This is a genomic window from Pseudoxanthomonas japonensis, assembly GCF_043632995.1.
Lineage (GTDB): Bacteria > Pseudomonadota > Gammaproteobacteria > Xanthomonadales > Xanthomonadaceae > Pseudoxanthomonas_A > Pseudoxanthomonas_A japonensis.
In genome coordinates this window covers 1,106,104-1,128,440 of record NZ_CP171632.1, presented here as the reverse complement: position 1 = coordinate 1,128,440, position 22,337 = coordinate 1,106,104, and the positions used below count along the sequence as shown (strand labels likewise).

Genomic DNA, 22,337 nt, shown 5'->3' with positions numbered 1-22,337 from the left:
ACTTAGTGTGCAGCGTGCTCGTTCCGCAAACGTTCGGCAAAGGCGGCAACGGACATGCTGCCAAGATCTTCCCCTGAACGCGTACGCACGGCGATGGCGCCATTGTCCTTCTCGCGGTCGCCGACCACCAGCAGGTAAGGCACCCGCTGCAGCGTGTGCTCGCGAATCTTATAGCCGATCTTCTCGTTCCGCAAATCCGCCGCCACCCGGAAGCCTTGATTTGCAAGGGTTTTCCGGACCTCGGCCACATAATCGGCCTGGGCGTCGGTGATATTCATCACCACCGCCTGCTGGGGGGCCAGCCAGGACGGGAATGCACCAGCATGGTGCTCGATCAGGATACCGATGAACCGCTCCATCGAGCCCACGATGGCCCGGTGCAGCATGACCGGGTGCTGGCGCTGGCTGTTCTCGTCCACGTACTCGGCGCCCAGGCGGCCCGGCATCATGAAATCGACCTGCATGGTGCCCAGCTGCCAGGTCCGGCCGATGGCGTCCTTCAGGTGGTACTCGATCTTGGGACCGTAGAAGGCGCCCTCGCCCGGCAGTTCCTGCCACTCCACCCCGCAGCTGCGCAGCGCGGCGCGCAGGGCGGCCTCGGCCTTGTCCCAGGTGGCGTCGTCGCCCAGGCGCGATTCCGGGCGCAGGGCGATCTTGATCTGGATGTCCTCGAAGCCGAAGTCCGAATAGACCTTCAGCGCCTGCTGGTGGAACGCGGTGACCTCGGCCTCGATCTGGTCTTCCGTGCAGAAGATGTGGCCATCGTCCTGGGTGAAGCCGCGCACGCGCAGGATGCCGTGCAGCGCACCCGACGGCTCGTTGCGATGGCAGGCACCAAATTCGCCGTAGCGGATCGGCAGGTCGCGGTAGCTGTGCAGACCCTGGTTGAACACCTGCACGTGGCCCGGGCAGTTCATCGGCTTGACCGCGTAGGTGCGGTTCTCCGACTCGCTGAAGAACATGTTTTCCTTGTAGTTGTCCCAGTGGCCGGACTTCTTCCACAGGGCCACGTCGAGGATCTGCGGGCAGCGCACTTCCTGGTAGCCGCTGTCGCGGTAGACCTTGCGCATGTACTGCTCGACCACCTGCCAGATGGCCCAGCCCTTGGGGTGCCAGAACACCAGGCCCGGCGCCTCTTCCTGCAGGTGGAACAGTTCCTGCTGCTTGCCGATCTTGCGGTGGTCGCGCTTCTCGGCTTCCTCGATGCGCTGGATATAGGCTTCCAGCTGCTTCTTGTCGGCCCAGGCCGTGCCGTAGATGCGCTGCAGCTGCTCGTTCTTGGCATCGCCGCGCCAGTAGGCGCCGGAGATGCGCGTCAGCTTGAAGGCCTTCAGGAAGCGCGTGTTCGGCACGTGCGGGCCGCGGCACATGTCCACGTATTCCTGGTGGTAGTACAGGCCCATCGCGGTGACGTCCGGACCCATGTCGTCGATCAGGCGCAGCTTGTAGTCCTCGCCGCGCGACGTGAACACCTCCACGACCTCGGCGCGCGGCGTCATCTTCTTGATGACGTCGTAGTCCTGCGCGATCAGTTCCTGCATACGCTGTTCGATCGCCGCCAGGTCTTCGGGCGTGAACGGGCGCTCGCTGTAGATGTCGTAGTAGAAGCCTTCGGCGATGACCGGGCCAATGACCATCTTCACGTCCGGGTACAGCTGCTTCACCGCATGGCCGACCAGGTGGGCACAGGAGTGGCGGATGATCTCCACGCCCTCCTCGTCCTTCGGCGTGATGATGCGCAACGACGCGTCGTGGTCGATGACGTCGCTGGCGTCGACCAGCACGCCGTCGACCGCGCCGGCCACGGTGGCCTTGGCCAGGCCGGCGCCGATGGACTGCGCGACCTCCATGACGGAGACGGGGTTGTCGAACTCGCGGCGGCTGCCGTCGGGGAGCGTGATGGTGATCATGTAAGGACCGGGAATGGAGAATCGGGAGTGGGGAATCGGCGGCGGCGAAAGCGGGCGGGATTCAAGGGGAGCATCGGGACCCAGCGCAGTGGTTGCGACGATTCCCTACTCCCCATTCCCGATTCCCTTGCCGTCCTGCGGACAACAAAAAAGCGCCACGAGGGCGCCTACGGGATGCAGTGCCTCGGGCAGTACCAGATTCAGGCGGTGGTAGTGCTCATGTCGCACGCTCGGCCGGCGTTGCCGCGGGCCACCTCGTGAGGAAGATGGCGCATCGGGCTGGCCCCAGAAGTCCGGAATCCACGCTGTGGAAGCGTGGTGGGCGGTACAGGGTTCGAACCTGTGACCCCTACCATGTCAAGGTAGTGCTCTACCGCTGAGCTAACCGCCCGGTCTGCCCTTTGCAGGGGCGCGAATTCTAGCCCGGAAGCAGGGTCGCCGACAACCGGGGCATGCGATCCGGCGTATCAGCCGCCCAGGCTGGCTTCCTTCAGCCGCTGGATCTGGTCGCGCAGGCGCGCGGCGTCCTCGAATTCCAGGTCGCGCGCGTGCTGGTACATCTGCTGCTCCAGCGCCTTGATGCGGGCCACCGCCTGGGCGGGATCCATCACACCGTACTCGGCCGGCTCCTCGGCCACCCGACGCGACTTGCCCCGCCCGGACTTGCCCTCGCTGGTCGCCTCGCTGCGGGCGCCCTCCAGGATATCCACGATGGGACGGGCCACGGACTTCGGCGTGATGCCGTGCTCCAGGTTGTACTCCACCTGCTTCTCGCGACGGCGGGCCGTTTCGTCTATCGCCGCCTGCATGGACCGGGTGACCTTGTCGGCATACAGGATGGCCTTGCCGCGCAGGTTGCGCGCGGCGCGGCCGATCGTCTGGATCAGCGAGCCGGTCGAGCGCAGGAAGCCCTCCTTGTCGGCGTCGAGGATCGCCACCAGCGACACCTCCGGCATGTCCAGGCCCTCGCGCAGCAGGTTGATGCCGACCAGCACGTCGAACTTGCCCAGCCGCAGGTCGCGGATGATCTCCACGCGCTCGACCGTGTCGACGTCCGAGTGCAGGTAGCGCACCTTGATGCCGTGTTCGCCGAGATACTCGGTCAGGTTCTCGGCCATGCGCTTGGTCAGCGTGGTGACCAGCACGCGGTCGCCCCACGACACGCGCTCGTTGATCTGCGACAACAGGTCGTCGACCTGCGTGCCGACGGGGCGGATTTCCACTTCCGGGTCGATCAGGCCGGTGGGACGCACCACCAGCTCGACGATCTCGCCGGCGGACTCGCGCAGCTCGTAAGGCCCTGGCGTGGCCGAGACGTAGATGCTTCGTGGCGAGCGCGCCTCCCACTCCTCGAACCGCAGCGGCCGGTTGTCCAGTGCCGACGGCAGGCGGAAACCGAACTCCACCAGCGTCTCCTTGCGCGAACGGTCGCCCTTGTACATGGCGCCGATCTGCGGAATGGTCACGTGCGACTCGTCGATGACCAGCAGCGCATCGGCCGGCAGGTAGTCGAACAGCGTCGGCGGTGGCTCGCCCGGCGCCTTGCCGGTCAGGTGGCGCGAGTAGTTCTCGATGCCGGAACAGAAGCCGACCTCCGCCATCATCTCCACGTCGAACTGGGTGCGCTGGGCCAGCCGCTGCGCTTCCACCAGTTTGTTCTGCGCGTACAGGCTCTCCAGACGATCCTTCAGTTCGACCTTGATGGTATCGATCGCCGCCAGCACGCGCTCGCGGGTGGTCGCGTAATGGGTCTTGGGATAGACGGTGTAGCGCTGCAGCTTGCGCAGCGATTCGCCCGTGAGCGGATCGAACAGGCTGAGCCCCTCGACCTCACCGTCGAACAGTTCGATGCGGATGGCTTCGGCATCGCTTTCGGCCGGGTGCACGTCGATGATCTCGCCGCGTACGCGGAACGTGCCGCGCTGCAGTTCGTACTCGTTGCGGGTGTACTGCAGCTGGGTCAGGTGGCGGATGAGTTCGCGCTGGTCGATCCGCTCGCCCAGCGACAGGATCAGCCGCAGCGACAGGTAGTCTTCCGGGGCGCCCAGGCCGTAGATGGCGGACACGGTGGCCACCACCAGCGCATCCGGTCGCGACAGCAGCGTCTTGGTCGCCGCCAACCGCATCTGTTCGATGTGTTCGTTGATCGAGCTGTCCTTCTCGATGAAGGTATCGCTCGACGGCACGTAGGCCTCGGGCTGGTAGTAGTCGTAATAACTGACGAAGTACTCCACCGCGTTGTGCGGAAAGAACGCCTTGAACTCGCCGTACAGCTGCGCAGCCAGCGTCTTGTTGGGCGCCATGATCAAGGTCGGCTTCTGCACCTGCTGCACCACGTTGGCGATGGTGTAGGTTTTGCCCGAACCCGTCACGCCCAGCAGCGTCTGCTTCGCCAGGCCCGCCTCGAAATTCTCGGTGAGTTTCTTGATCGCCTGCGGCTGGTCGCCGGCCGGTGAATAGGGGGAAACGAGCTGGAAACGGTCGGTCATGGCGCACAACCCGGAGACAAGCGGACGAGTATAGCGATGGGCGTGTGACAGCCGCCGCGGCGAATCCCTACATGCGGACAGGCCCGGACCTGATGGCGAGCGATGGGGCAGCGCCGCGAACCTGTGCCCGTCCTATCCGCAAGGAGTTGTCGATGGCAAGGATGCCTTCGCTGCCCCGTCAGGGGAGCCACGCACGTCGCCCCGTATCCACCCATGGCTTCACGCTGGTGGAAATCTCCGTCACTCTGTCCGTCCTGGCGCTCATGGTCGCCATTGGCCTGCCTTCGCTGCGGGAGTTCCGGGCCCGCCAACAGGCCAGCGCGACGACGAACCTGCTGATGTCCCACTTCGCCTCGGCCCGGATGACCGCCATCAGCCACAACGTGCCGGTCGTGGTCTGCCCCAGTGATGGCGCCGGCAACTGCCGCAACGGCACCGACTGGGGAGGACACTGGCTGTCCTTCCGCGACCCGGACGGAAACCGCGAGCCCGACGACGGCAACGACATCTACCGGAACGAGGCGGCGCCCGGGGCGCCGAGCATCCGGGTGGTATCCAGCCAAGGGCGCCGGCATGTCCGCTATCAGCCGACCGGGATGAGCTACGGCACCAACCTGACCATCCGGATCTGCTACGACGGCCGCGTGGCAAGCAGCGTTGTCCTGAACAACACAGGCCGCCCGCGCGCTGTGCGAGGCAACCTGAAGACGCCATGCTGATGATCCAACGCCTTGGGCGCCAGGCCCCACACGCCCTCAGTTCCCGAGGCTTGTCGCCACGGGAATCGCTGGCTACAATACGCGCCCCGCCCGAATAGCTCAGCCGGTTAGAGCACTTGACTGTTAATCAGGGGGTCGTTGGTTCGAGTCCAACTTCGGGCGCCAGATCAAAAGAAAAAGCCGCATCGAAAGATGCGGCTTTTTTGTTGCCCTCTCCACCCCAGCGGCGATGGCGATACAGCGACCTCAAATGACAGGTCTCGCCACCGACGATGACCGGACCCAAACGTATCGCGTGCGCGACATGCTAAAGCGTTAGGTTTTTCTCACCAACAGCCTTGCGTCGTGGGCAAGCGATTGCCGGCCTGATCGATCGAGAGGTTGCCACAGCGATCACTCGCCTGACTCCCCTGCGGGGTAGCAATCAGCAAGTAAGTCCTTGGCGCCAAACTGTCGGTATCCACTGAGACCGTGTAGAACCTGCTCGCGTCAGCATCACAGGTAAAGACGGTCGGACTGTCATCAGCGTCGTACGCCAGTGCCGTGGTGTAGAAGCGCTCCATCTGCTGCGCTGCCTGCAACAAGCAGGCAGTGCCAGCAGCCCGCCGGCCCTTGCGCACGTGTTCGAGGTAGCTGGGCAAGGCGATCGAGGCCAGGATGCCGATGATGGCCACCACCACCATCAGTTCGATCAAGGTGAACCCAGCTAGCGCACGTGGCGCGGCCTTGACGGAAACCATCATATGTTCGCTCTCCATGTGTCAGTCCCTGCGGATCTCGCGCCATGAGGCGCGGTCCCAGCGCGGCGCCGCCGTACGCACCGTATTCAATCCGGCGCCACCGCTGCCACCAACCCCCAGCAAACCGCGCAACAGATTCGGCAAGGTCGGCATGCCGTTACCCAGGTTCACCGATCCCACCGGCAAGCCGCCAGTAACCGCCGTATCCTCCGTAACTCCATCGCCATTCAAGTCGAAATACGAAAGGCTGCCGCTGGTGCCGGTGAAGGCATCCAGCGCGTTTATGTAGCCGGTACCGCTGGAACTGCAGGCACCACCCGAGGGGATGATGCTGGCAGTAACCAGGAAACGGCCCGCCAACTGTGCGTCCTGCACGATCCGCTCACCGCTGACAGGAAGATCCAGATACCAGCCCTTCGAGCTGGACGGCAGCGCTGCGCGCGATTCAAATGCGCGCACATTGCCCTCCGTCACCTGGATGGATCGTTCGGTCAGCTCATCACGTGTGCGGGTAGTATTTTCATCGATGAACCCGTACATGCTCTGTACGTCAGTGCTTCCTGGCTGAGCATCCTCGGCGGTGAGGTAGCGACCGGTGCCGAAGAAGACCCAGCGCTTCCGTGTGAGCGGATGGACACCCACCGCCACGCCACCACTGATGGGCTGCGCATTTCCATCTTCGTCCTGCGCCGTGAACAGGCGGGTAGCGGTCCAATCAGCCGGGGTAGAGGAGGTCATGTCGAACTTCCAGACGTTGCCTTGCATGTCGCCGGCATAGACATAAGCCAGCGTCTTGCCGTCTACGCCATAGACGCCCGTCGCCGAGGACAGGCCATTGGGTGCAAGCGCACTTCCAACACCCGTATCGATTTCGCGAATGACGCTGCCCGTATCCAGATCCAGGACGATCAGCACGGCGCGCTCATTGGTACTGTTGGGACCATTGCCAACGACCACGGCTGGCGTGCGCGTGCCGGCATTCACGCTGGCCAGCAACGGCTTGCTGAGTACCAAGCCCATGTTGTTGCGTGTGGTTTCAGCGCGCTCCCACTTGAAGTTTGAGGCCGCCATCGATGCGGGATTGGTGACGTCCAGCGCATACAGTCCCTTGCCGCCACGCCCCAAGCTTCCGACCAGGATGTTTTCGCCGCCCGGCGTCAGAGAGCGACGACTGACTGCGATGGGACCATCGACGAAGTATCTGTGGGCATAGTCGCCGCGACTCAGGGTGGACAGCAGGCCCAAGTTGATGATGCTGGGAATGTAGGCGAACAGTTCCTCGCCGCTGCTTGCGTCGAAGGCATGCAGCATGCCGTCGTTGGCGCCCACATAGAGCGTATTGGTTTCCGGGTCATAGGCGGGCGATGAATTGACGATGTCGCCCAGCACGCTGGTACGCCTGCGCAGGTGCGGCGCTTCGTTGCCTTCCAGACTCGTATCGCCCTTGATGTAGTCGGCATTCTTCGCGCCAGTTACCGGATAGTTGAACGTGCCACCGGTCCTGGCGAGAGCAGTGATCTGATTATCAGTCGGGAAAGTGTGTCCTGTGCCGTCTTCGGAAGTCAGGACATTACGCGTATTCCAACTGCCAACACTCGCATTCCACATTTCAGCGCCGTCCGATGCCCGGCTGGCCCTCAAACCACCTTTCCAACTGCCCTGCTCGTAGCTGGCGTTGAATACCAGCGTGCTGGCCTCCGGCGACACGGATGTGGACGCCACGTTGGAGTACGAACTGCTGCGTCGCTCGATCTCAGTCAATGCGTCCAGCAAGGCCTTGGTGAACCTGTCGGCGTCGTTGGCCAGTACGTACTTGCCACGTCCGTTCACCGCTGCATGCCACAGATCGTCGATGCTGCTGGCGTCATTGTTGACAGAAATTGGCCAGCTCTTTGTACCCGCCGTGATGGCCGGCAAATCCGTTTCCGGATCCAGGCTACCCGCGGCGCCCAACGACACCGAGAACGTCACCATGTGCTGGTGGCTGGCCGGGTCGTCGATCGACGCCGGCACGTTGTTTGCCAGGTCCTCGCGCAAGTCGGTCTTCCAGTAATACATGGCGATATCGGCCAAGGTGTCGGCCTGGTTATCGCCCTTGTATGGCCGAGGGAACGAGCCATCCTGCTCACCGACGTTCTGACCTACTCCCGTGTAATCGTATCCGGTATCAGTCGAGTCGTTACGGTAACCATCGGTGGTCAGGATCATGTAGCTCTGACGGCAGCTGAATTGCTCCACCGGCTCGCCAGGACCCCAAGGCCCGTCCGACGCATGGTCCGTTGCGAAGTAATTGCCTGCATTCCACATGGCGGAGCGCAACGGCGTGGCGCCGCCCCCATTTTCGGAATACAAGCGCTGGAACCAGGCCGTTCGGTTGTTATCGGCGCCGGTGGTGCCATTCGGGTCGTCGAACAAACCCTGGTTGCGCGTAACCGGAATGGGTTTGGCTGGCGTCATCGGGTGGACATTCCACCTGCCCCCAGCCGGCCACACACCTCCACTAGGAATGACAGTATTGGATGTCGGCATGTTGTTCCAGATGTTGCGGTAGCCGACGCGATAATTGGTGCCGATCTGGCGAATGCGCGCCCGGCGCCTGATTTAGCAACCTTGTAACGTGTGCGGTGGTAGGAGTACCAGATAGCGAAGTTCTCCAATTCCGCTGCAGCGCTACGTCCGGTTGGAGTCGCCGTGGTGCAATTCACCCAACCATATCCGCTGCATCGATCAAGCTGATATGTAATGGTCAGCGTCACGCCGCTGTAGTTGTTCCTGCCCCGAAGTCCCACGTTGATCTGTTCGCCGGTCACCGGATTGTTGCGGACGATGGTCTTTGTGGCATTGCCGTTCACCACATTACTCGTGGACGTCGCGGCTGTCGGGGCGGCATTGACCCTCATGAACAGGTCGACATTGCCCGCCGCAGTGGCCGTGATGGTTACACGGTTAGCGTTGGCTGGAACCGTGAAGACGGGAAACTTCGTACTGAAGCTCCCATTCGTTCCCGAAACGTTCGTAACGGGATAGTCAGGCGCGACGGTGAAACTGGCAACGCCGCCCCACTCCGAACGTTCAACGACGCCGTCGGTCAGAATCTGGTAACGGTAGTAGCCGGAAACGTTGCCGAACGTCGTCGGATCATTCGGATTTCTCGGGTAGTAGAACGTCCTGATCTGATTTGCCAGGTTGATGGTCGCGGTAGCGAATGGCCAAACCCGATTGGCGTCGCTGTAGGCGGCGCCATAACTCTTGCCACCCGTCATTTCGGAGCCATCGGGGTTCACCCAAGGCAGGTACGTCTTGCGCGGGTCGTAGTAGATGGTGTTGCGGGTGTAGGCTTGCAACGCCATCGTGTCGCCGTTGCTGTTATCGGCAGTGCCGGCAATTCTTGGCACACTGTCCGGCATGTAATCATTCGACATCGAGCCAGAATTATCGAGCACAAGCAGGATGTTGGGTGGTATCCGCGTACCGGTGGTCATCGGCTCGTCCGGAATCGCGACGCCGGCATTGACTGGGAGAGCCAGTAGTGTCGCCAGGAAAGCCACAGGTGCGCTCCACCACGGACGATGGCGGGTGTTCTGGAGATGCGAGCACAGGGGAGAAGAGGAAAAAGTGTTCATGGCTCATCCGGGATGCGACTGATGACGGTGGCTTGCACAAGCACGTCGGCGCGGCCTGCGGCACGGCTGCGTGCGGTCACGCGGTACAAGGGATTGGCGCAATTGAGCGTGGAGCCTGAAGTGGTATCGCAGCCACCGGGTTGGCCGGGGCCGGTGCCGATGTACTCGATCCAGTATTCGGGATTCTCCGCAACCATCTGGTTGTCGTAGCTATCGTCGGGTACCTGACGCCATGCGGGCACGGAGCCGCTGGGGCAGATGCTGTCAGACGTGCAGTCCGCCGCCGTGGGAATGCGGCGATCCCAGTCCCCTGCACCAAGCACCTGATCCTGCGCGAATCGAAGCGCACCTTCGGCCGCCTGGAAAGCGACGCTACGGTCACGCAGGTTAGCGGCCATGCGCTCCTGCATGGCGGAACTGCGCATGATCGCCAGGCCGAGGATAGCCGTCACCACCAGCAGGACCAGCACCACGATCAAGGCGATACCCTGCTGATCGCGGCTCATGCCGACGGAACGGGAACGATCGGATTTCATAGCGTGCGCCCCCGCAAGCTGACGATGTTGGATACCTGCCGCGTCAGGTCGCGGCCATCGACGTCCGCGCCCTGCAAGGTCATGTTGATCCGTACGGCCACCACATCGTCACCCGGCGTATCGGCGTAGTTGGCTTGGCCACGCTGGCGATAACCGAAATCGATGTCCTGCACGCCGTCGATCACTTCCTCGGCCGCCCCGCCGAAACGCGACATGTAGAGGGAACTGCCTCCGCGACCATTTTCCTGCACGAACCATTGCACGTCGCGAAAACGAGCCAAGACGACTGACGGCAGCAGAGCAGCATCGGTCACCGGGTAGTCCGGCAGACCATCGAAACTGACGGTCATCCCGGTCACGCCAGTGGCTGCGACGACGTGAGTACGGCTGCTGTTGCACAGCATGATGAGGTTTCCGACGGAAAACGCGTCGGAGGCAGTATCGAGTTCCTCGTCATCCAGCGTGACGGAACTGGACGTCGTACTCTCCACACGGTAGGCGGTATCGTCGCCGGAGAACACGCGCAGCGAGGCGGCATCCCCCTGGATGGGCGAACCGCTGAACTGAGCAGCCTCCGCGTTGGCACCCATGATTTCCGAATACCGTGAACAGGCACTGCCACCGGCGGCGCGGATGTCGCGAGACATCAACTCGAACGCGATACGGGCATTTTCCTGGATGCGGTTCAAGCCTTCGTTCGAGCGATAGGTGGCCTGATTGGACTGCAGGATCGCGAAGGCAGCGCCGGTGACCAGCAAGCCCAGCACCAAGGCCACCATCAGTTCGATCAGGCTGAAGCCAGCGGCAAGACGGCGCGATGTCATATGGTCGTCCTCGTGACCACTCGCCGCTCGTTGCCACCGCCGGCACGCGAGTCATCCCACTGAATGGTAATGACGCAAGCCTCCGGGCAGCCAGTGATCTGGCCGCATGTCGTGTCATCGTCGTCGGTATTGGCGATGTTGTTCTTCAGATCGGTGATCCAGGTCTGCAGGTCGCTCTCGGCCACACTGCTGCCGGCCTCCGCGGCGCACATCATGCCGTCGGTGTTGTATTCCTCCGCGGCAGCACGGTTGGCGCGCATGGCATCGAGGATGGCGTTGGTCTGCATGACCGCCTGGCTGGTTTCGAGGGAACTCTGGCCGCCGCGCAGGGCGACGGATTGCATGGCGGCCACTCCGAGCAGGCCGATGCTCAACACCACCACGGCCACCAGCACTTCGATCAGGCTGATACCGCGCACAGACCGCGCGCTGGGCAATGGCCGGCGACGAGAAGCCGCAACACCGTGGATGCGATGACTCATGAGCAAGCACCTCCTCCATCTGCCCTTTCGGTCGTGATATGTCCTGCCACGCTTATGGTTATCACCCGCTGGTTCTCAACGGGACTAGTCGTCGGGATACAGACGGTGAGCACTTGCGCCGAAGGAATCAGCCCCGCCGAATTGAACGTGATGCCGCCCGCGGGCCCTGCGAGTTGCACGTTGCCCGGGAACAGGCCACCCCGCACCACTTCCTCGCTATCGTCGAGGTTGTTGTTTCCCACGATGGCCCAGCCACCCCAGTCGGCCCCGTTCGAGCACGTCGTGCCATCGGTGCTCCGACACAGACGCACCGGCGAATTGCGCCGGATGGCCTCCAAACGCGCCAATTGTGCGGCAGCGGTCAGTTCGCCGGCCGTGCTGGAAAGGCGGTTGGAGTTCATCAGCGAGACCATCGACGGTGCGGCGATGGCCGAAAGGATCGCGATCACCGCGATGGTCACCATCAGCTCGATCAGTGTGAAGCCCCGCTGGCGCTGCCGGCGACGGTGCACTGCGCCTCCGCTGCCGGCATCGCTTGGGTGTGAGACGGACATACCCTTCCCCTTGTTGACGGCTTACCCTAGCCTCAACCTGGGACCCCGGCCAGTTCTTCCCGAATGAACGGCGCGATTCGCCGCCCCAATGGCGAGTTCCAGCCAATGGCACCCTGCTCGAGGCCCCGGCTACCCTTCCCCGACCCCCGCCCGACGATATGGATAACCCTTCCCCCGTGTTGAGTCCCCTCGACACCCTATGGCAAGCCCGCACCCTGGTGTGGGTGCTGCTGGCCGGGGAAGCGCTGGCGGCGATCCTGACGATCGCGCCCGGCCGAGAAGGAGATCGCCTGACCTACTTCGGCGTGGCCTCGCTCGCCATCCAGTGGATCGTGCTGACGTCGCTGGGCTTGTTGTACCTGTTGCGCGGGGCGCTTTCCCGGGCAACCCCACCGCTCATCGCACAAGTCGGACTCGGCGCACTGCTGGCCAGTACTTGGCTCGTGCTGTTGGCTGGTTGGCTGGCACTGCGGGATCTCGTGCCGCTGCCGGAGGGCGGCTGGCTGACCCTTTCGCTGCGCATCACCGCCATTGCCTTGATCATGGGGGGGCTGGGGCTGGGTGCATTCCACGCACAGTGGCGGGCTCGGCAGTTGGCCGTGGCTGCCGAACACGCCAAGCTGCAGGCCCTCCAAGCCCGCATCCAGCCGCACTTCCTGTTCAACACGCTCAACACCGGCATTTCGCTGTTGCATGCCAAGCCCGACCTCGCGGAGCAGTTGCTGCTGGACCTGTCGGACCTGTTCCGGGCGGCGCTGTCGCAACGCGAGTCCCTCACGCTGGCAGAGGACCTGTCGCTGGCGCGCCGCTACCTGGAGATCGAACAGCTCCGCCTGGGGGATCGTCTCCGGTTGACCTGGGATACCCCCGCCGAGCTGCCCGCCCTGCAGGTACCGACGCTTTCCATCCAGCCATTGGCGGAAAACGCCATCCGGCACGGTATCGAACCCTCCACGACGGGCGGGAATGTCGGCATCCGCATCGGCACGGTCGATGGCGCCCTCCAGATCGCCGTTTCCAACACCCTGCCACCCGCCTCGGCCCGCGCGGCGTCAGGCCATCAGGTCGGACTCAGCTCGGTGCGGGCGCGCATCCATGCCGCGACCCAGGGCCGCGGGAGCGTGGACACGCGGATCGTCGATGGCCTGTACACCGCCACCATCCGCCTGCCACTGGATGCCACGGGCTAGCGGCGTCAGGTCGCCACGCGGTAACAGGGCTTGTACTCGCCCGCGATCTTCATGCGCCGCTGCTCGACAAACGCACGCAGCAGGGCATCCAGCGCCTGCATCATCGCGGCGTCGCCGTGGATCTCGAACGGACCGAATTCCTCGATGCGGCGCATGCCGTCTTCCTTGACGTTGCCGGCGACGATGCCGGAGAACGCACGTCGCAGGTCGGCGGCAAGATCATGCACGGCGCGGCCGGGGCGCAGCTGCAGCGCGGCCATCGCCTCGTGCGACGGCACGAAAGGCTGCTGGTAGTCCTCGGGAATCTGGACGGCCCAGTTGAAGAAGAACGAATCCTTGTGCTCGATGCGGTACTCGCGCACCTTGCGGATGCCGGCCACCATCTTCTTCGCCACCGCGACCGGATCGCCGATGATGATCTCGTAACGTTCGGCCGCCGCATCGCCCAGCGTCAGGCGGATGAAACGGTCGATCTGCTCGAAGTACGGCGCGGCGATGGTCGGACCGGTCAGGATCAGCGGGAACGGCAGGTGCGCGTTGTCGGGGTGCAGCAGGATGCCGAGCAGGTAGAGGATTTCCTCTGCCGTACCGACGCCGCCGGGGAACACGATGATGCCGTGGCCGATGCGGACGAAGGCCTCCAGGCGCTTCTCGATGTCGGGCATGATCACCAGGTGGTTGACGATCGGATTCGGCGACTCGGCCGCGATGATGCCCGGCTCGGTCACGCCGATGTAGCGCGTCTTGGCACGGCGCTGCTTGGCATGCGCGATGGTCGCACCCTTCATCGGCCCCTTCATCGCGCCGGGGCCGCAACCCGTGCAGATGTCCAGGCCGCGCAGGCCCAACTCGTAGCCGACCTGCTTGGTGTAGAGGTATTCGTCGCGCGAAATCGAGTGTCCGCCCCAGCAGACGACCAGGTTCGGATCGCTGGGCTTGAGGATGCGCGCGTTGCGCAGCAGGCCGAACACTGCATTGGTGATGCCGGCTGACGATTCCAGATCGGCCGCGTACTCGGGGCCGAGTTCGATGGCGGTGTACGCCAGGTCGCGTACCACGGCGAACAGCAGTTCCGCCACGCCGCGGATGATCTCGCCATCCACGAACGCCATCGCCGGCGCATTGATCAGGTCGATGCGGACGCCACGGTCCTGCTGCAGGACCTGGATGTCGAAGTCGGGATAGAGATCGCGCGCCGCGCGCGGATCGTCGGACGCGCTGCCGCTGGTCAGCACCGCCAGCGCGCAGCGGCGCAGCAGCTCGTGCATACCGCCGCTGGACGCGTCGCGCAGGCGCGCCACTTCGGCGCGGGAAAGTACGTCCAGGCCGCCACGCGGATAGATCCGCGCGTCCTGCACCGGCAACGCCCTCGATGCCGTCTGGTTCATGGGGTTTTTCCTGTCTTCGTTCGTCAGAGGCGGGACTTTAGCGCAGTCATAGGGGCAAGAGGAGCCCGCCCAAAAGAAAACGGCCGGGTTGCCCCGGCCGTTGGTGTTGCCTTCTAACAACTACGTCACGCGCTATCAGAACTCGTAGCGCAGGGTCATCAGCACGGACCACATCGAAACGACACGATTCTGGAAGACCGAGTTGGACTCGTAGACGGAAAGCCTCTGCGTATTCGGCAGCAGTTCCGTCGCCGTGGGCGTACCCAGGTTGTAGACGTAGCCGCCGTCGGCGCGCACCGAATTGCCCATGGAGGCCAAGTAGCGCGAATCGAAACCGCCCGGAACCTGCTCGGTAATGCCCCAATCCTTGTTCAGCATGTTGAGGAAGTTATAGACGTCCAGGCGCAGCACCGTGCGGTGCTTCTTGAAGAAGCCGGGCAGTTCCTGCTGGATGCCCAAGTCCAGCTGGTTCACCCAGGGCGTACGGGCCGAATTGCGTTCTGCAATCTTGCCGCGACGTGCCGACAGGTAAGGATCGCTGTCGATGAACGCATGGAACGCGGCGATCTGCGCGGCGGTGGCCGAGCCGTAGCTCACTCGCGGATCGTTGACCAGCGGAATGTAGGCCGGATCCTGGAAGATGCCGTCGCCATTCAGGTCGCCGTTGATCAGCCACGTGTAAGGCAAGCCCGTATGTCCGTTGTAGTACGCGGAAATACTTGTCTTGTAGTCACCGAAGAACGCGTGCTCCCAACCGAGCGATGCCTTGAGCTGGGTACGGATCTGCTGGGTAGCGGTCCTTGCGATCTCCTCGTTGGGATTCAGACGCGATACGAACTGGTAGCTGGACCACGCCTGCGACGACGTGTCCGACCCCACCTCGGTGGCATCGGTCCAGGTCACGCTGACGTTGCCGTACCAGCCATTGCTCATCGGCTTGTTCAGGGCAAAAGTGATGGCCGTGGACTTGCCCTGATCGGTATTGGTCAACAACGTGGACTGGTTGGAATAGCCGGGGATCAGGCCATTGTTCTTGGCCGTACCGCCCATGGTGACCCAGTAGCTGTCTCGTCCGTCCAGCAGCGTGCCGTTCGGGGTACCGATGTTCAGCGCCTTGTAGAAGGCCGCATCCTTGGCGCGGAAATGCTGGATTTCGGCTGTACCAATCAGGCCCCACCACGGCAGTTCGGCGTCATAGCCCAAGCTTGCCTTCCACATGGTCGGCATCTTGAAGTCCGGATCGATCGCGTCCACCTGCGCGCGATAAGTCGAACCCGCCACGCTGGTGGCCGGGATCGGCTGGTTGTGCGGATCGGCACTGGGATCGTAGATCTGGGTGATACGGTCATTGACGCAGCCGCTCACCGTCGCCGTCGTCCTGTAAGCACAGAAGGCCACCGCATTGACGCCGTTGTTCTGGAACGGGTTAGCGAGCCACACGTACGGCGGAACGCTCTGGAACAGACCGATGCCGCCGCGCAGTTGCGAGTAGCGCGGGGTATCGAAGGTGTAGTTAAACGCAACGCGCGGCATCACGACCTTGTTGTCGGTACCCAGTTCGTAGTCGTTGCGGAAACCAAAGGTTTCCTCGAAGCCCGGCTTCACCGGCGGACGGCCGTCGCTCTTCGGGATATTGACGCGGACGCCGTAGGTCAGCGAGAGGTTGTCGTTGACCTGCCAGGTATCCTGAATGAACGGGCTGAGCTGGCTCATGCCCACCGTGGCGGCGGTGCTGAGCTCGTCGTCCGTCACCGTGAAGGTGTTGGTGGCGGCATCGTAGGTGGCCGGACGGCGGACGTCATAGCGGTAGTAATTGCCCGCGATGAAGTCGGCGACGCTATCGTAGCTGTACACGCCATGCAGGTCGCGGCCATACAGGTTCAGCGCCTCGTTCTTCAGCCAGTCGAAGCCGAACTTGAGCGCGTGGTCACCGGCATACAAGGTGCCGAACAGCGAGGCCGTGGTCTTCTTGCTGTCGATGGCGTTTTCGTGGCGATTACGGTCTTCGCCGAAACGGATACCACCCTGGCTGCTGTTGTAGTTCTGGCTGGTGGTCGAACCGATGGTACCGATGTTGATCGTCGGACCATTGTTGGATGCATTGCCGGCCAGCTGTTCGAACTTCTGCTGACTGACCTTGAACTCCGTGCTGAAGTTGTCGCTCCAATCGCTGAACAACTGCAGGCTGGTGTTCTTGGTGGTGCTGGTCTTGGTGTACCAACGGGTACTGAAGACAACGTAGTTGCCGCCCTGGTCGTACGGCGACGGCAGCGTTTCTTCGGTCTGCTGATAGGTCAGGCTGGCACGGTGGTAATCACTGATGTTCCAGTCGATCTTGCCCAGGTAGCGCTTCAGGCTGAGTTCGACGCCCAAACCGCCCTCATAGGTTCCGGGCTCCAAGCCCTGCGCCCTGGCGGCCGCGATCACGGCATCCAGATCGGCCTGGGAAATCTTGCCGCTTGCGATGTTCGCCGAGCTGGTCGCATCGCCGGCCAGGCCGGTGACGTCCTGCTCCTCGTACGAAGCGAAGAAGAACAGCTTGTCCTTGAGGATAGGACCACCCAGGGTGAAGCCCTTCGTCACATCCCTATCGAATTTGGTGTAATCCTGGTTCGTGACCGGATGCTTGCCGACCATGTCGTCGGCGTTCTTGAAGACGTAGTAGGCCGAACCGTGGAACTCGTTGGTGCCCGACTTGGTGACGGCATTGATGTTGGCGCCGATGCTGTCCTGGGCCACGTCATAATCGCTGACTTTGATGTCGTAGGCCGCAATGGTATCGGTCGAGATCGGCGAACCCGTATAGGGCATGCCGTTGCTGTTCAGGCCGAAGGGGTCGTTCTGACCCAGACCGTCCACTGTGATGTTGTTGTAGCGGTTGTTCATGCCCGCCACCGAAATGCGGCCCGTGCCCGGATCGGTGATGGCAATGCGGGGATCGAGGCGAGCGACGTCGTCCAGCGAACGGTTGGTCGACGGCGTCAGATCCAGTTGGCGCCCGCTGATCGAAGTACCAACACCCTTGTTCTCGGGATTGAAAATGGCCAGCGCCTCACGAGAGCCGATCACGGCAACCGCGTCGAGCGTGGTGGCGTCGCCAGAGAACAACTGGGCATCGACGCTACCGACTTTGTTCAGATCGAGATAGATGCCCTCTTCGGTATCAGTACCCGTGCCCGCCTTGGTGACGGTGATGGTGTAGGGACCGCCGACGCGCAAGCCTCGGGCGATGTAGCGACCGCTCGCATCGGACGTCGCGCGACTGACCGTACCGGACTCGACATGGGTGATTACGACCTCGGCGCCTTGGACGGGCGCGCCACCAGCATCGGTGACCAGGCCGCCCACGCCAGCCGAGGTGCTCTGCGCGAAGGCGGGAGCGGCGGCGAGCGCGACGACGAGGCCAAGGCTGAGCTTGGACAGGCGAAGACGACGGGATTGGTTCATCGGATAAACCTCAGGTACGGGAGTGATGTGGCGAAGCTGGCTGACGGACGTGCGCGGAAGCGACCCGGAAGGTCGTTTCGGAAGGGCGTGCTAGGGGTTCCCATGGCCCACGCGGTGTCCGCGGAGGTTAATAACAGGTTAACACGATAGGACCATTTTGTGACCGCGACATGACAATCTTTCGCGGTGCAGCATGACAGCCGGACCTGGCAGGCCAGGGTCATCCGAGCTGCGGAATGCGGCTATGCGCCGCGGCGCGAGGTCAGATATTGGGCGGGGTCAGCTTGAGGTATGTACCGATCCCATCCAGCACCATTTGGACGGAGATGGCGACCAGAAGCATGCCCATTAGCCGCTCGATCGCCGTCAGCACGCGTCGGCCCAGCCACTTGTACAGGACGGTCGCCGAGAACAGGATCACCGCCGTGGCGCCCCAAGCCAGCAGCAGGGCGAGGCTCCAGTCGCCCAGCCGGGACGGGTCGTTGCTGCCCATCAGCATGACGGCCGCCATGCCGGACGGACCGGCCACCAGCGGGATCGCCAAGGGGACGATAAAAGGCTCCCCGCCGGGAAGCTCGCCCATCAGGCCCTCCGGTCGCGGGAAGATCATCCGCACGCCGATCAGGAACAGCACGATGCCGCCGGCGATGGCGACCGATTCCTGGCGCAGGTGCATCAGCTCCAGGGCGTACTTGCCGCCCCACAGGAACAGCATCAGCACGACCAGCGCGATCAACAGCTCGCGCACCACCACGATACGCTGCCGGCGTGGCGCCAGCGGCTTGAGCACGCTGAGGAACACCGGGATGTTGCCCAGCGGATCCAGGATGAGGAACAGCAGCAGGGCCGCCGACAGGACGGTCATGCCCGCACCTTCCATATCTGCCCCCTGTGCGTGGCGCCGGCAGATGACAGCAGGGTGACGCAGGCGCCGGCATAAGCGCCGGCATCGCGCGCCTGCGCATCGGTGTCGTCGGCATAGGCGCGCGAGCGCAATCCGGTGCGCATGGGCCCGGGCTGCAGTGCGGACACGCGGACCGTGCTGGTGGCCAGTTCGGCATGCAGCATGCCGACCATTGAGGCCAGCCCATGCTGTGCCACGCCGTAGGCGCCCCAGTACGCCTGCCCAACCCGCGCCAAGTCGTCGACGCTGAAGACCAGTGCCGCGTCGTCCGACTGCTTGAGCAGCGGCAGGCAGGCCTGCGACAGCCACCACGGCGCGGTGAGGTTGACGTGCATGGCCCGCGCGAACGCGGCGGGGTCGGTGTGCTCCAGCGGCGTCAGTCCCTTGAACTCCGCCGCGCAGTGCAACACGCCGTCCAGCCGGCCGAGTTCGGCATGCAGGCGGTCGGCGAGTTCGGCGTAGTCGTCCGGCGTCGCACCTTCCAGGTCCAGCGGGTACAGCAGCGGCTCCGCGCCGACCTGCGCCACCGCGTCGTAGACGCGGTTCAACTTCGGCACCTTGCGGCCGAGCAGCACGACCGTCGCGCCCGCTTCCGCACACGCGACCGCCGCGGCACTGCCCAGGCCGCCATGCGCGCCACTGACCAGCACGACGCGCTGGTCCAGCGCGCGAGGCGCGCGCGTCGGCAGCCCGACCAGACTCACGGTGCGAACGCCTCGGTGACGATGCGCTGCAACTCGCCGGATTCGTGCAGCTCCAGGGTGATGTCGCAACCGCCGATCAATTCGCCGTTGATGAAAAGCTGCGGGAACGTCGGCCAGTTGGAGAAGCGCGGCAGGTTGGCGCGGATCTCGGGCTCTTCCAGCACGTTGATGACGTGCAGGTGCTCGGCGCCCGCTTCGCGCAGCGCCTGCACGGCCCGGCTGGAGAAACCGCACATGGGGAAATGCGGCGTGCCCTTCATGAAAAGGACGATCGGGTGGCCTTCCACTTCGGCCTGGATGCGTTCCATCACCGGCATGCTGATTTCTCCTTCCTTGACGGTTTGACAACCACCGTCGGGTACACTTTCGGTCCGTTCCGCCGGCCGCGCCGACGGATTGCATAGTGTAAGCCTTTGCATCGCTCCGCCGATGCCGGGCCCGCCCTCTTGACCCGCCTAGCACAAGGAAACCGAGCCATGGCCATCGAACTGCCCCCCCTGCCCTACGACCGCACCGCACTCGAGCCGCACATCTCCGGCGAGACCATCGACTTCCACTACGGCAAGCACCACAAGACCTACGTCGACAACCTCAACAAGCTGATCGAGGGCACCGAGTTCGCCGACGCGTCGCTGGAAGAGATCGTGCGCAAGTCGCAGGGCGGCATGTTCAACAACGCGGCCCAGGTGTGGAACCACACCTTCTACTGGAACTGCCTGAAGCCCAATGGCGGCGGTGAACCGACCGGCAAGCTGGGCGAGCTGATCAACAAGGCCTTCGGCGACTTCGCCAAGTTCAAGGAAGAATTCACCAAGACCGCCATCGGCACTTTCGGCTCCGGCTGGGGCTGGCTGGTGCAGCGTCCGGATGGTTCGCTGGCCCTGGTCAGCACGTCCAACGCCGCCACCCCGCTGACCGGCGAAGACAAGCCGCTGCTGACCATCGACGTGTGGGAACACGCCTACTACATCGACTACCGCAACGCCCGCCCGAAGTACGTGGAGTCGTTCTGGGCGCTGGTGAACTGGGACTTCGTGGCCGGCAACCTGCGCTGAGCGCGGAACACGGATCCACATGAGAACGGCCGGGGAAACCCGGCCGTTTTCTTATGCACAGGCAGGCAGGATCCGGCTATCCGGACAGCCGCGCGACGACCGGCGCGACCTGCGTGTCGCGCCCCAGCCTGGCACCGACCCGCGAGAGTGCGCGGGCCAGCGACGACGCATCGTTCGTACGCAACGTGGCATGGCCGACCTTGCGGCCCGTCCGCGGCTCCTTGCCGTAGTCGTGCCAGTGGCCGCCTGACTCCTGCAGCACGGCACGCGCGTCCGGCATCTCGCCGATCCAGTTCAGCATGCAGGCGTGGCCGCGCACGGACGTATCGCCCAGCGGCAGGCCGAGCACCGCACGCAGGTGGTTCTGGAACTGCGATGTTTCCGCGCCCTCGATCGTCCAGTGGCCGGAGTTGTGCACGCGCGGCGCCATCTCGTTAGCCAGCCACTGGCCTTCGCGAAGGAACAGTTCCAGCGCGAACACGCCCACGTAATCCAGCGCCTCGGCCAGTCCGCGCGCGTAGTCGCCGGCCGCGCGCGCCAGCGCGTCCTCGATGCGCGCCGGTGCCAGGCTCGCCGACAGCACGCCGTCGACATGCCAGTTCTCGGTCAACGGCCACGTGCGGAACTCGCCATCGCGGCTGCGCACAGCCACGACCGACAGTTCCCGCTCGAACGGAATGAAGGCCTCGACGATCAGGCCGACGGTCGCGGCCTGCGCACCGAGTGCCTCCCAGGCCGCATCGACATCGGCCGGCGACTTGATGCGGAACTGGCCCTTGCCGTCGTAGCCCAGCCGGCGCGTCTTGAGGATGCAGGCGCCTCCCAGCCGTTCGACTTCGGAACGCAGCACGTCGAGACTGTCCACGTCGGCGAACGCGCCGACCGGGATGCCGAGGTCGCGGAACAGCGTCTTTTCGACCAGCCGGTCCTGCGCTACCGCCAGCGCGCCCGGGTTCGGAAACACGGGAACGTGCCGGGAAAGCCACTCGGCACTCTCCGCCGGTACGTTCTCGAAATCGAACGTGGCCACGTCGACCTTCGACGCGAACTCGGCCAGCGCCGCCTCATCGCGGTAGTCGCCCACCAGCAACGGGGCGAACTGGCCGGCGCAGGCATCCGGCGCGGTGTCCATCACCAGGAAGCGCAAGCCGAGCGGTGCGCCGGAGAGCGCGAGCATGCGGGCCAGTTGTCCGCCGCCCAGGATGCCGACCGTCGTCATAGCGGCTGGCGCGGATCGTCGTGCGCCATCACGTCGTCGGTCTGGCGCGTGCGGAAGGCATCGAGCGCAGCACCGATCGCCGGATACTCCGGCGCCAGCAGCGCGGCAGCGAACAGGCCGGCGTTGGCTGCGCCCGCATTGCCGATGGCGAACGTCGCCACCGGGATGCCGGCCGGCATCTGCACGATGGACAGCAGCGAGTCCATGCCGTTGAGCGCCTTCGACTGCACCGGCACGCCGAGCACCGGCACCGCCGTCTTCGCGGCGAGCATGCCGGGCAGGTGCGCCGCGCCACCGGCGCCGGCAATGATCGCGCGCAATCCCCGCGACGACGCTTCGTCCGCGTACGAGAACAGCACGTCCGGCGTGCGATGCGCGGAGACGACCTTCACTTCGTAGGGAACGCCCAGTGCATCGAGCTTCTGCGCGGCATGCTGCATGGTCTCCCAGTCGGAGCGGGAACCCATCACGATGCCCACGACGGGGCTGGAAACGCTGGCGGTCATGGCCGTCCTCGGTCGCAAAGACGTATTCTACCCTCCTGACCGAACCG

The 22,337-nt window shown here is 64.0% G+C and carries 19 protein-coding genes and 2 tRNA genes; 4 read left to right on the top strand and 17 right to left on the bottom strand.

Annotation, left to right across the window (positions count from 1 at the left end):
- Window positions 1-2: 2 nt before the first annotated feature.
- From thrS to uvrB, 3 genes are all read right to left on the bottom strand, one after another.
- Window positions 3-1,910, bottom strand: a complete 1,908-nt coding sequence (thrS, locus tag ACGHX3_RS05120; RefSeq protein WP_394696627.1) for a threonine--tRNA ligase — start codon at window positions 1,908-1,910, stop codon at window positions 3-5.
- A gap of 316 nt (window positions 1,911-2,226) precedes the next feature.
- Window positions 2,227-2,301, bottom strand: a tRNA-Val gene (locus ACGHX3_RS05115).
- Window positions 2,302-2,377: 76 nt separating this feature from the next.
- The gene (uvrB, locus tag ACGHX3_RS05110) at window positions 2,378-4,399 is read right to left on the bottom strand and encodes an excinuclease ABC subunit UvrB (protein WP_394696626.1); all 2,022 of its coding nucleotides are present in this window, start codon (window positions 4,397-4,399) and stop codon (window positions 2,378-2,380) included.
- 152 nt (window positions 4,400-4,551) lie between these two features.
- On the opposite strand from uvrB, the gene ACGHX3_RS05105 reads away from it, so the two are divergent.
- Entirely contained in the window at window positions 4,552-5,118 is a 567-nt protein-coding gene (locus ACGHX3_RS05105; protein ID WP_394696625.1) for a GspH/FimT family pseudopilin, read from the top strand.
- Between the two features lie 88 nt (window positions 5,119-5,206).
- A tRNA-Asn gene (locus tag ACGHX3_RS05100) sits at window positions 5,207-5,283 on the top strand.
- 161 nt (window positions 5,284-5,444) lie between these two features.
- Here ACGHX3_RS05100 and ACGHX3_RS05095 read toward each other — a convergent pair.
- Genes ACGHX3_RS05095 through ACGHX3_RS05065 form a run of 7 tightly spaced genes read right to left on the bottom strand, consistent with a single transcriptional unit; the run spans window position 5,445 to window position 11,877 of the window.
- Window positions 5,445-5,876 carry a type IV pilin protein gene (locus tag ACGHX3_RS05095; RefSeq protein WP_274379371.1) on the bottom strand — a complete coding sequence of 144 codons (432 nt, stop codon included), beginning with the start codon at window positions 5,874-5,876 and terminating at the stop codon, window positions 5,445-5,447.
- A gap of 3 nt (window positions 5,877-5,879) precedes the next feature.
- Window positions 5,880-8,315: a pilus assembly protein gene (locus ACGHX3_RS05090; protein WP_394696624.1), complete on the bottom strand. Its 2,436-nt coding sequence runs from the start codon at window positions 8,313-8,315 to the stop codon at window positions 5,880-5,882.
- A complete protein-coding gene (locus ACGHX3_RS05085; protein ID WP_394696623.1) occupies window positions 8,312-9,481 on the bottom strand; it encodes a hypothetical protein in 1,170 nt (389 codons plus the stop codon). The genes ACGHX3_RS05090 and ACGHX3_RS05085 overlap by 4 nt, the downstream gene beginning before the upstream one ends.
- Entirely contained in the window at window positions 9,478-10,017 is a 540-nt protein-coding gene (locus tag ACGHX3_RS05080) for a PilX N-terminal domain-containing pilus assembly protein (protein WP_213600828.1), read from the bottom strand. The genes ACGHX3_RS05085 and ACGHX3_RS05080 overlap by 4 nt, the downstream gene beginning before the upstream one ends.
- Entirely contained in the window at window positions 10,014-10,841 is an 828-nt protein-coding gene (locus tag ACGHX3_RS05075) for a prepilin-type N-terminal cleavage/methylation domain-containing protein (protein ID WP_213600829.1), read from the bottom strand. Before ACGHX3_RS05075 ends, ACGHX3_RS05080 begins: the two co-directional genes overlap by 4 nt.
- Window positions 10,838-11,323 carry a type IV pilus modification protein PilV gene (gene pilV / locus ACGHX3_RS05070; RefSeq protein WP_394696622.1) on the bottom strand — a complete coding sequence of 162 codons (486 nt, stop codon included), beginning with the start codon at window positions 11,321-11,323 and terminating at the stop codon, window positions 10,838-10,840. Before pilV ends, ACGHX3_RS05075 begins: the two co-directional genes overlap by 4 nt.
- Window positions 11,320-11,877, bottom strand: a complete 558-nt coding sequence (locus ACGHX3_RS05065; RefSeq protein WP_394696621.1) for a GspH/FimT family pseudopilin — start codon at window positions 11,875-11,877, stop codon at window positions 11,320-11,322. The genes pilV and ACGHX3_RS05065 overlap by 4 nt, the downstream gene beginning before the upstream one ends.
- A 176-nt stretch (window positions 11,878-12,053) precedes the next feature.
- On the opposite strand from ACGHX3_RS05065, the gene ACGHX3_RS05060 reads away from it, so the two are divergent.
- Window positions 12,054-13,067 carry a sensor histidine kinase gene (locus ACGHX3_RS05060; protein ID WP_394696620.1) on the top strand — a complete coding sequence of 338 codons (1,014 nt, stop codon included), beginning with the start codon at window positions 12,054-12,056 and terminating at the stop codon, window positions 13,065-13,067.
- 5 nt (window positions 13,068-13,072) lie between these two features.
- Here the strand turns inward: ACGHX3_RS05060 and ppnN are convergent, their stop codons facing one another.
- The 5 genes from ppnN to grxD form a co-directional block, all read right to left on the bottom strand.
- Complete coding sequence (gene ppnN / locus ACGHX3_RS05055; RefSeq protein ID WP_162339314.1) at window positions 13,073-14,455, bottom strand: nucleotide 5'-monophosphate nucleosidase PpnN; 1,383 nt, start codon at window positions 14,453-14,455, stop codon at window positions 13,073-13,075.
- A 135-nt stretch (window positions 14,456-14,590) separates the two neighbouring features.
- Window positions 14,591-17,902 carry a TonB-dependent receptor gene (locus ACGHX3_RS05050; RefSeq protein ID WP_213600834.1) on the bottom strand — a complete coding sequence of 1,104 codons (3,312 nt, stop codon included), beginning with the start codon at window positions 17,900-17,902 and terminating at the stop codon, window positions 14,591-14,593.
- A gap of 262 nt (window positions 17,903-18,164) precedes the next feature.
- A complete protein-coding gene (locus tag ACGHX3_RS05045) occupies window positions 18,165-18,767 on the bottom strand; it encodes a YhgN family NAAT transporter (RefSeq protein WP_394696619.1) in 603 nt (200 codons plus the stop codon).
- The gene (locus ACGHX3_RS05040; protein ID WP_213600836.1) at window positions 18,764-19,510 is read right to left on the bottom strand and encodes an SDR family NAD(P)-dependent oxidoreductase; all 747 of its coding nucleotides are present in this window, start codon (window positions 19,508-19,510) and stop codon (window positions 18,764-18,766) included. Before ACGHX3_RS05040 ends, ACGHX3_RS05045 begins: the two co-directional genes overlap by 4 nt.
- Entirely contained in the window at window positions 19,507-19,827 is a 321-nt protein-coding gene (gene grxD / locus ACGHX3_RS05035) for a Grx4 family monothiol glutaredoxin (RefSeq protein ID WP_394696618.1), read from the bottom strand. The genes ACGHX3_RS05040 and grxD overlap by 4 nt, the downstream gene beginning before the upstream one ends.
- Window positions 19,828-19,986: 159 nt before the next feature.
- Here grxD and sodB point away from each other — a divergent pair, with 159 nt between their 5' ends.
- On the top strand, window positions 19,987-20,565 hold the full coding sequence (gene sodB, locus ACGHX3_RS05030) for a superoxide dismutase [Fe] (protein ID WP_162339309.1): 579 nt from the start codon (window positions 19,987-19,989) through the stop codon (window positions 20,563-20,565).
- A gap of 76 nt (window positions 20,566-20,641) precedes the next feature.
- Here the strand turns inward: sodB and ACGHX3_RS05025 are convergent, their stop codons facing one another.
- Both ACGHX3_RS05025 and purE read right to left on the bottom strand, forming a co-directional pair.
- Window positions 20,642-21,784 (bottom strand): 5-(carboxyamino)imidazole ribonucleotide synthase, encoded by a 1,143-nt coding sequence (locus ACGHX3_RS05025; protein ID WP_394696617.1) that lies wholly within the window; start codon window positions 21,782-21,784, stop codon window positions 20,642-20,644.
- Window positions 21,781-22,290, bottom strand: coding sequence for a 5-(carboxyamino)imidazole ribonucleotide mutase (purE, locus tag ACGHX3_RS05020; RefSeq protein WP_213600838.1), 510 nt, complete (start codon window positions 22,288-22,290; stop codon window positions 21,781-21,783). The genes ACGHX3_RS05025 and purE overlap by 4 nt, the downstream gene beginning before the upstream one ends.
- Between the last annotated feature and the right edge of the window lie 47 nt (window positions 22,291-22,337).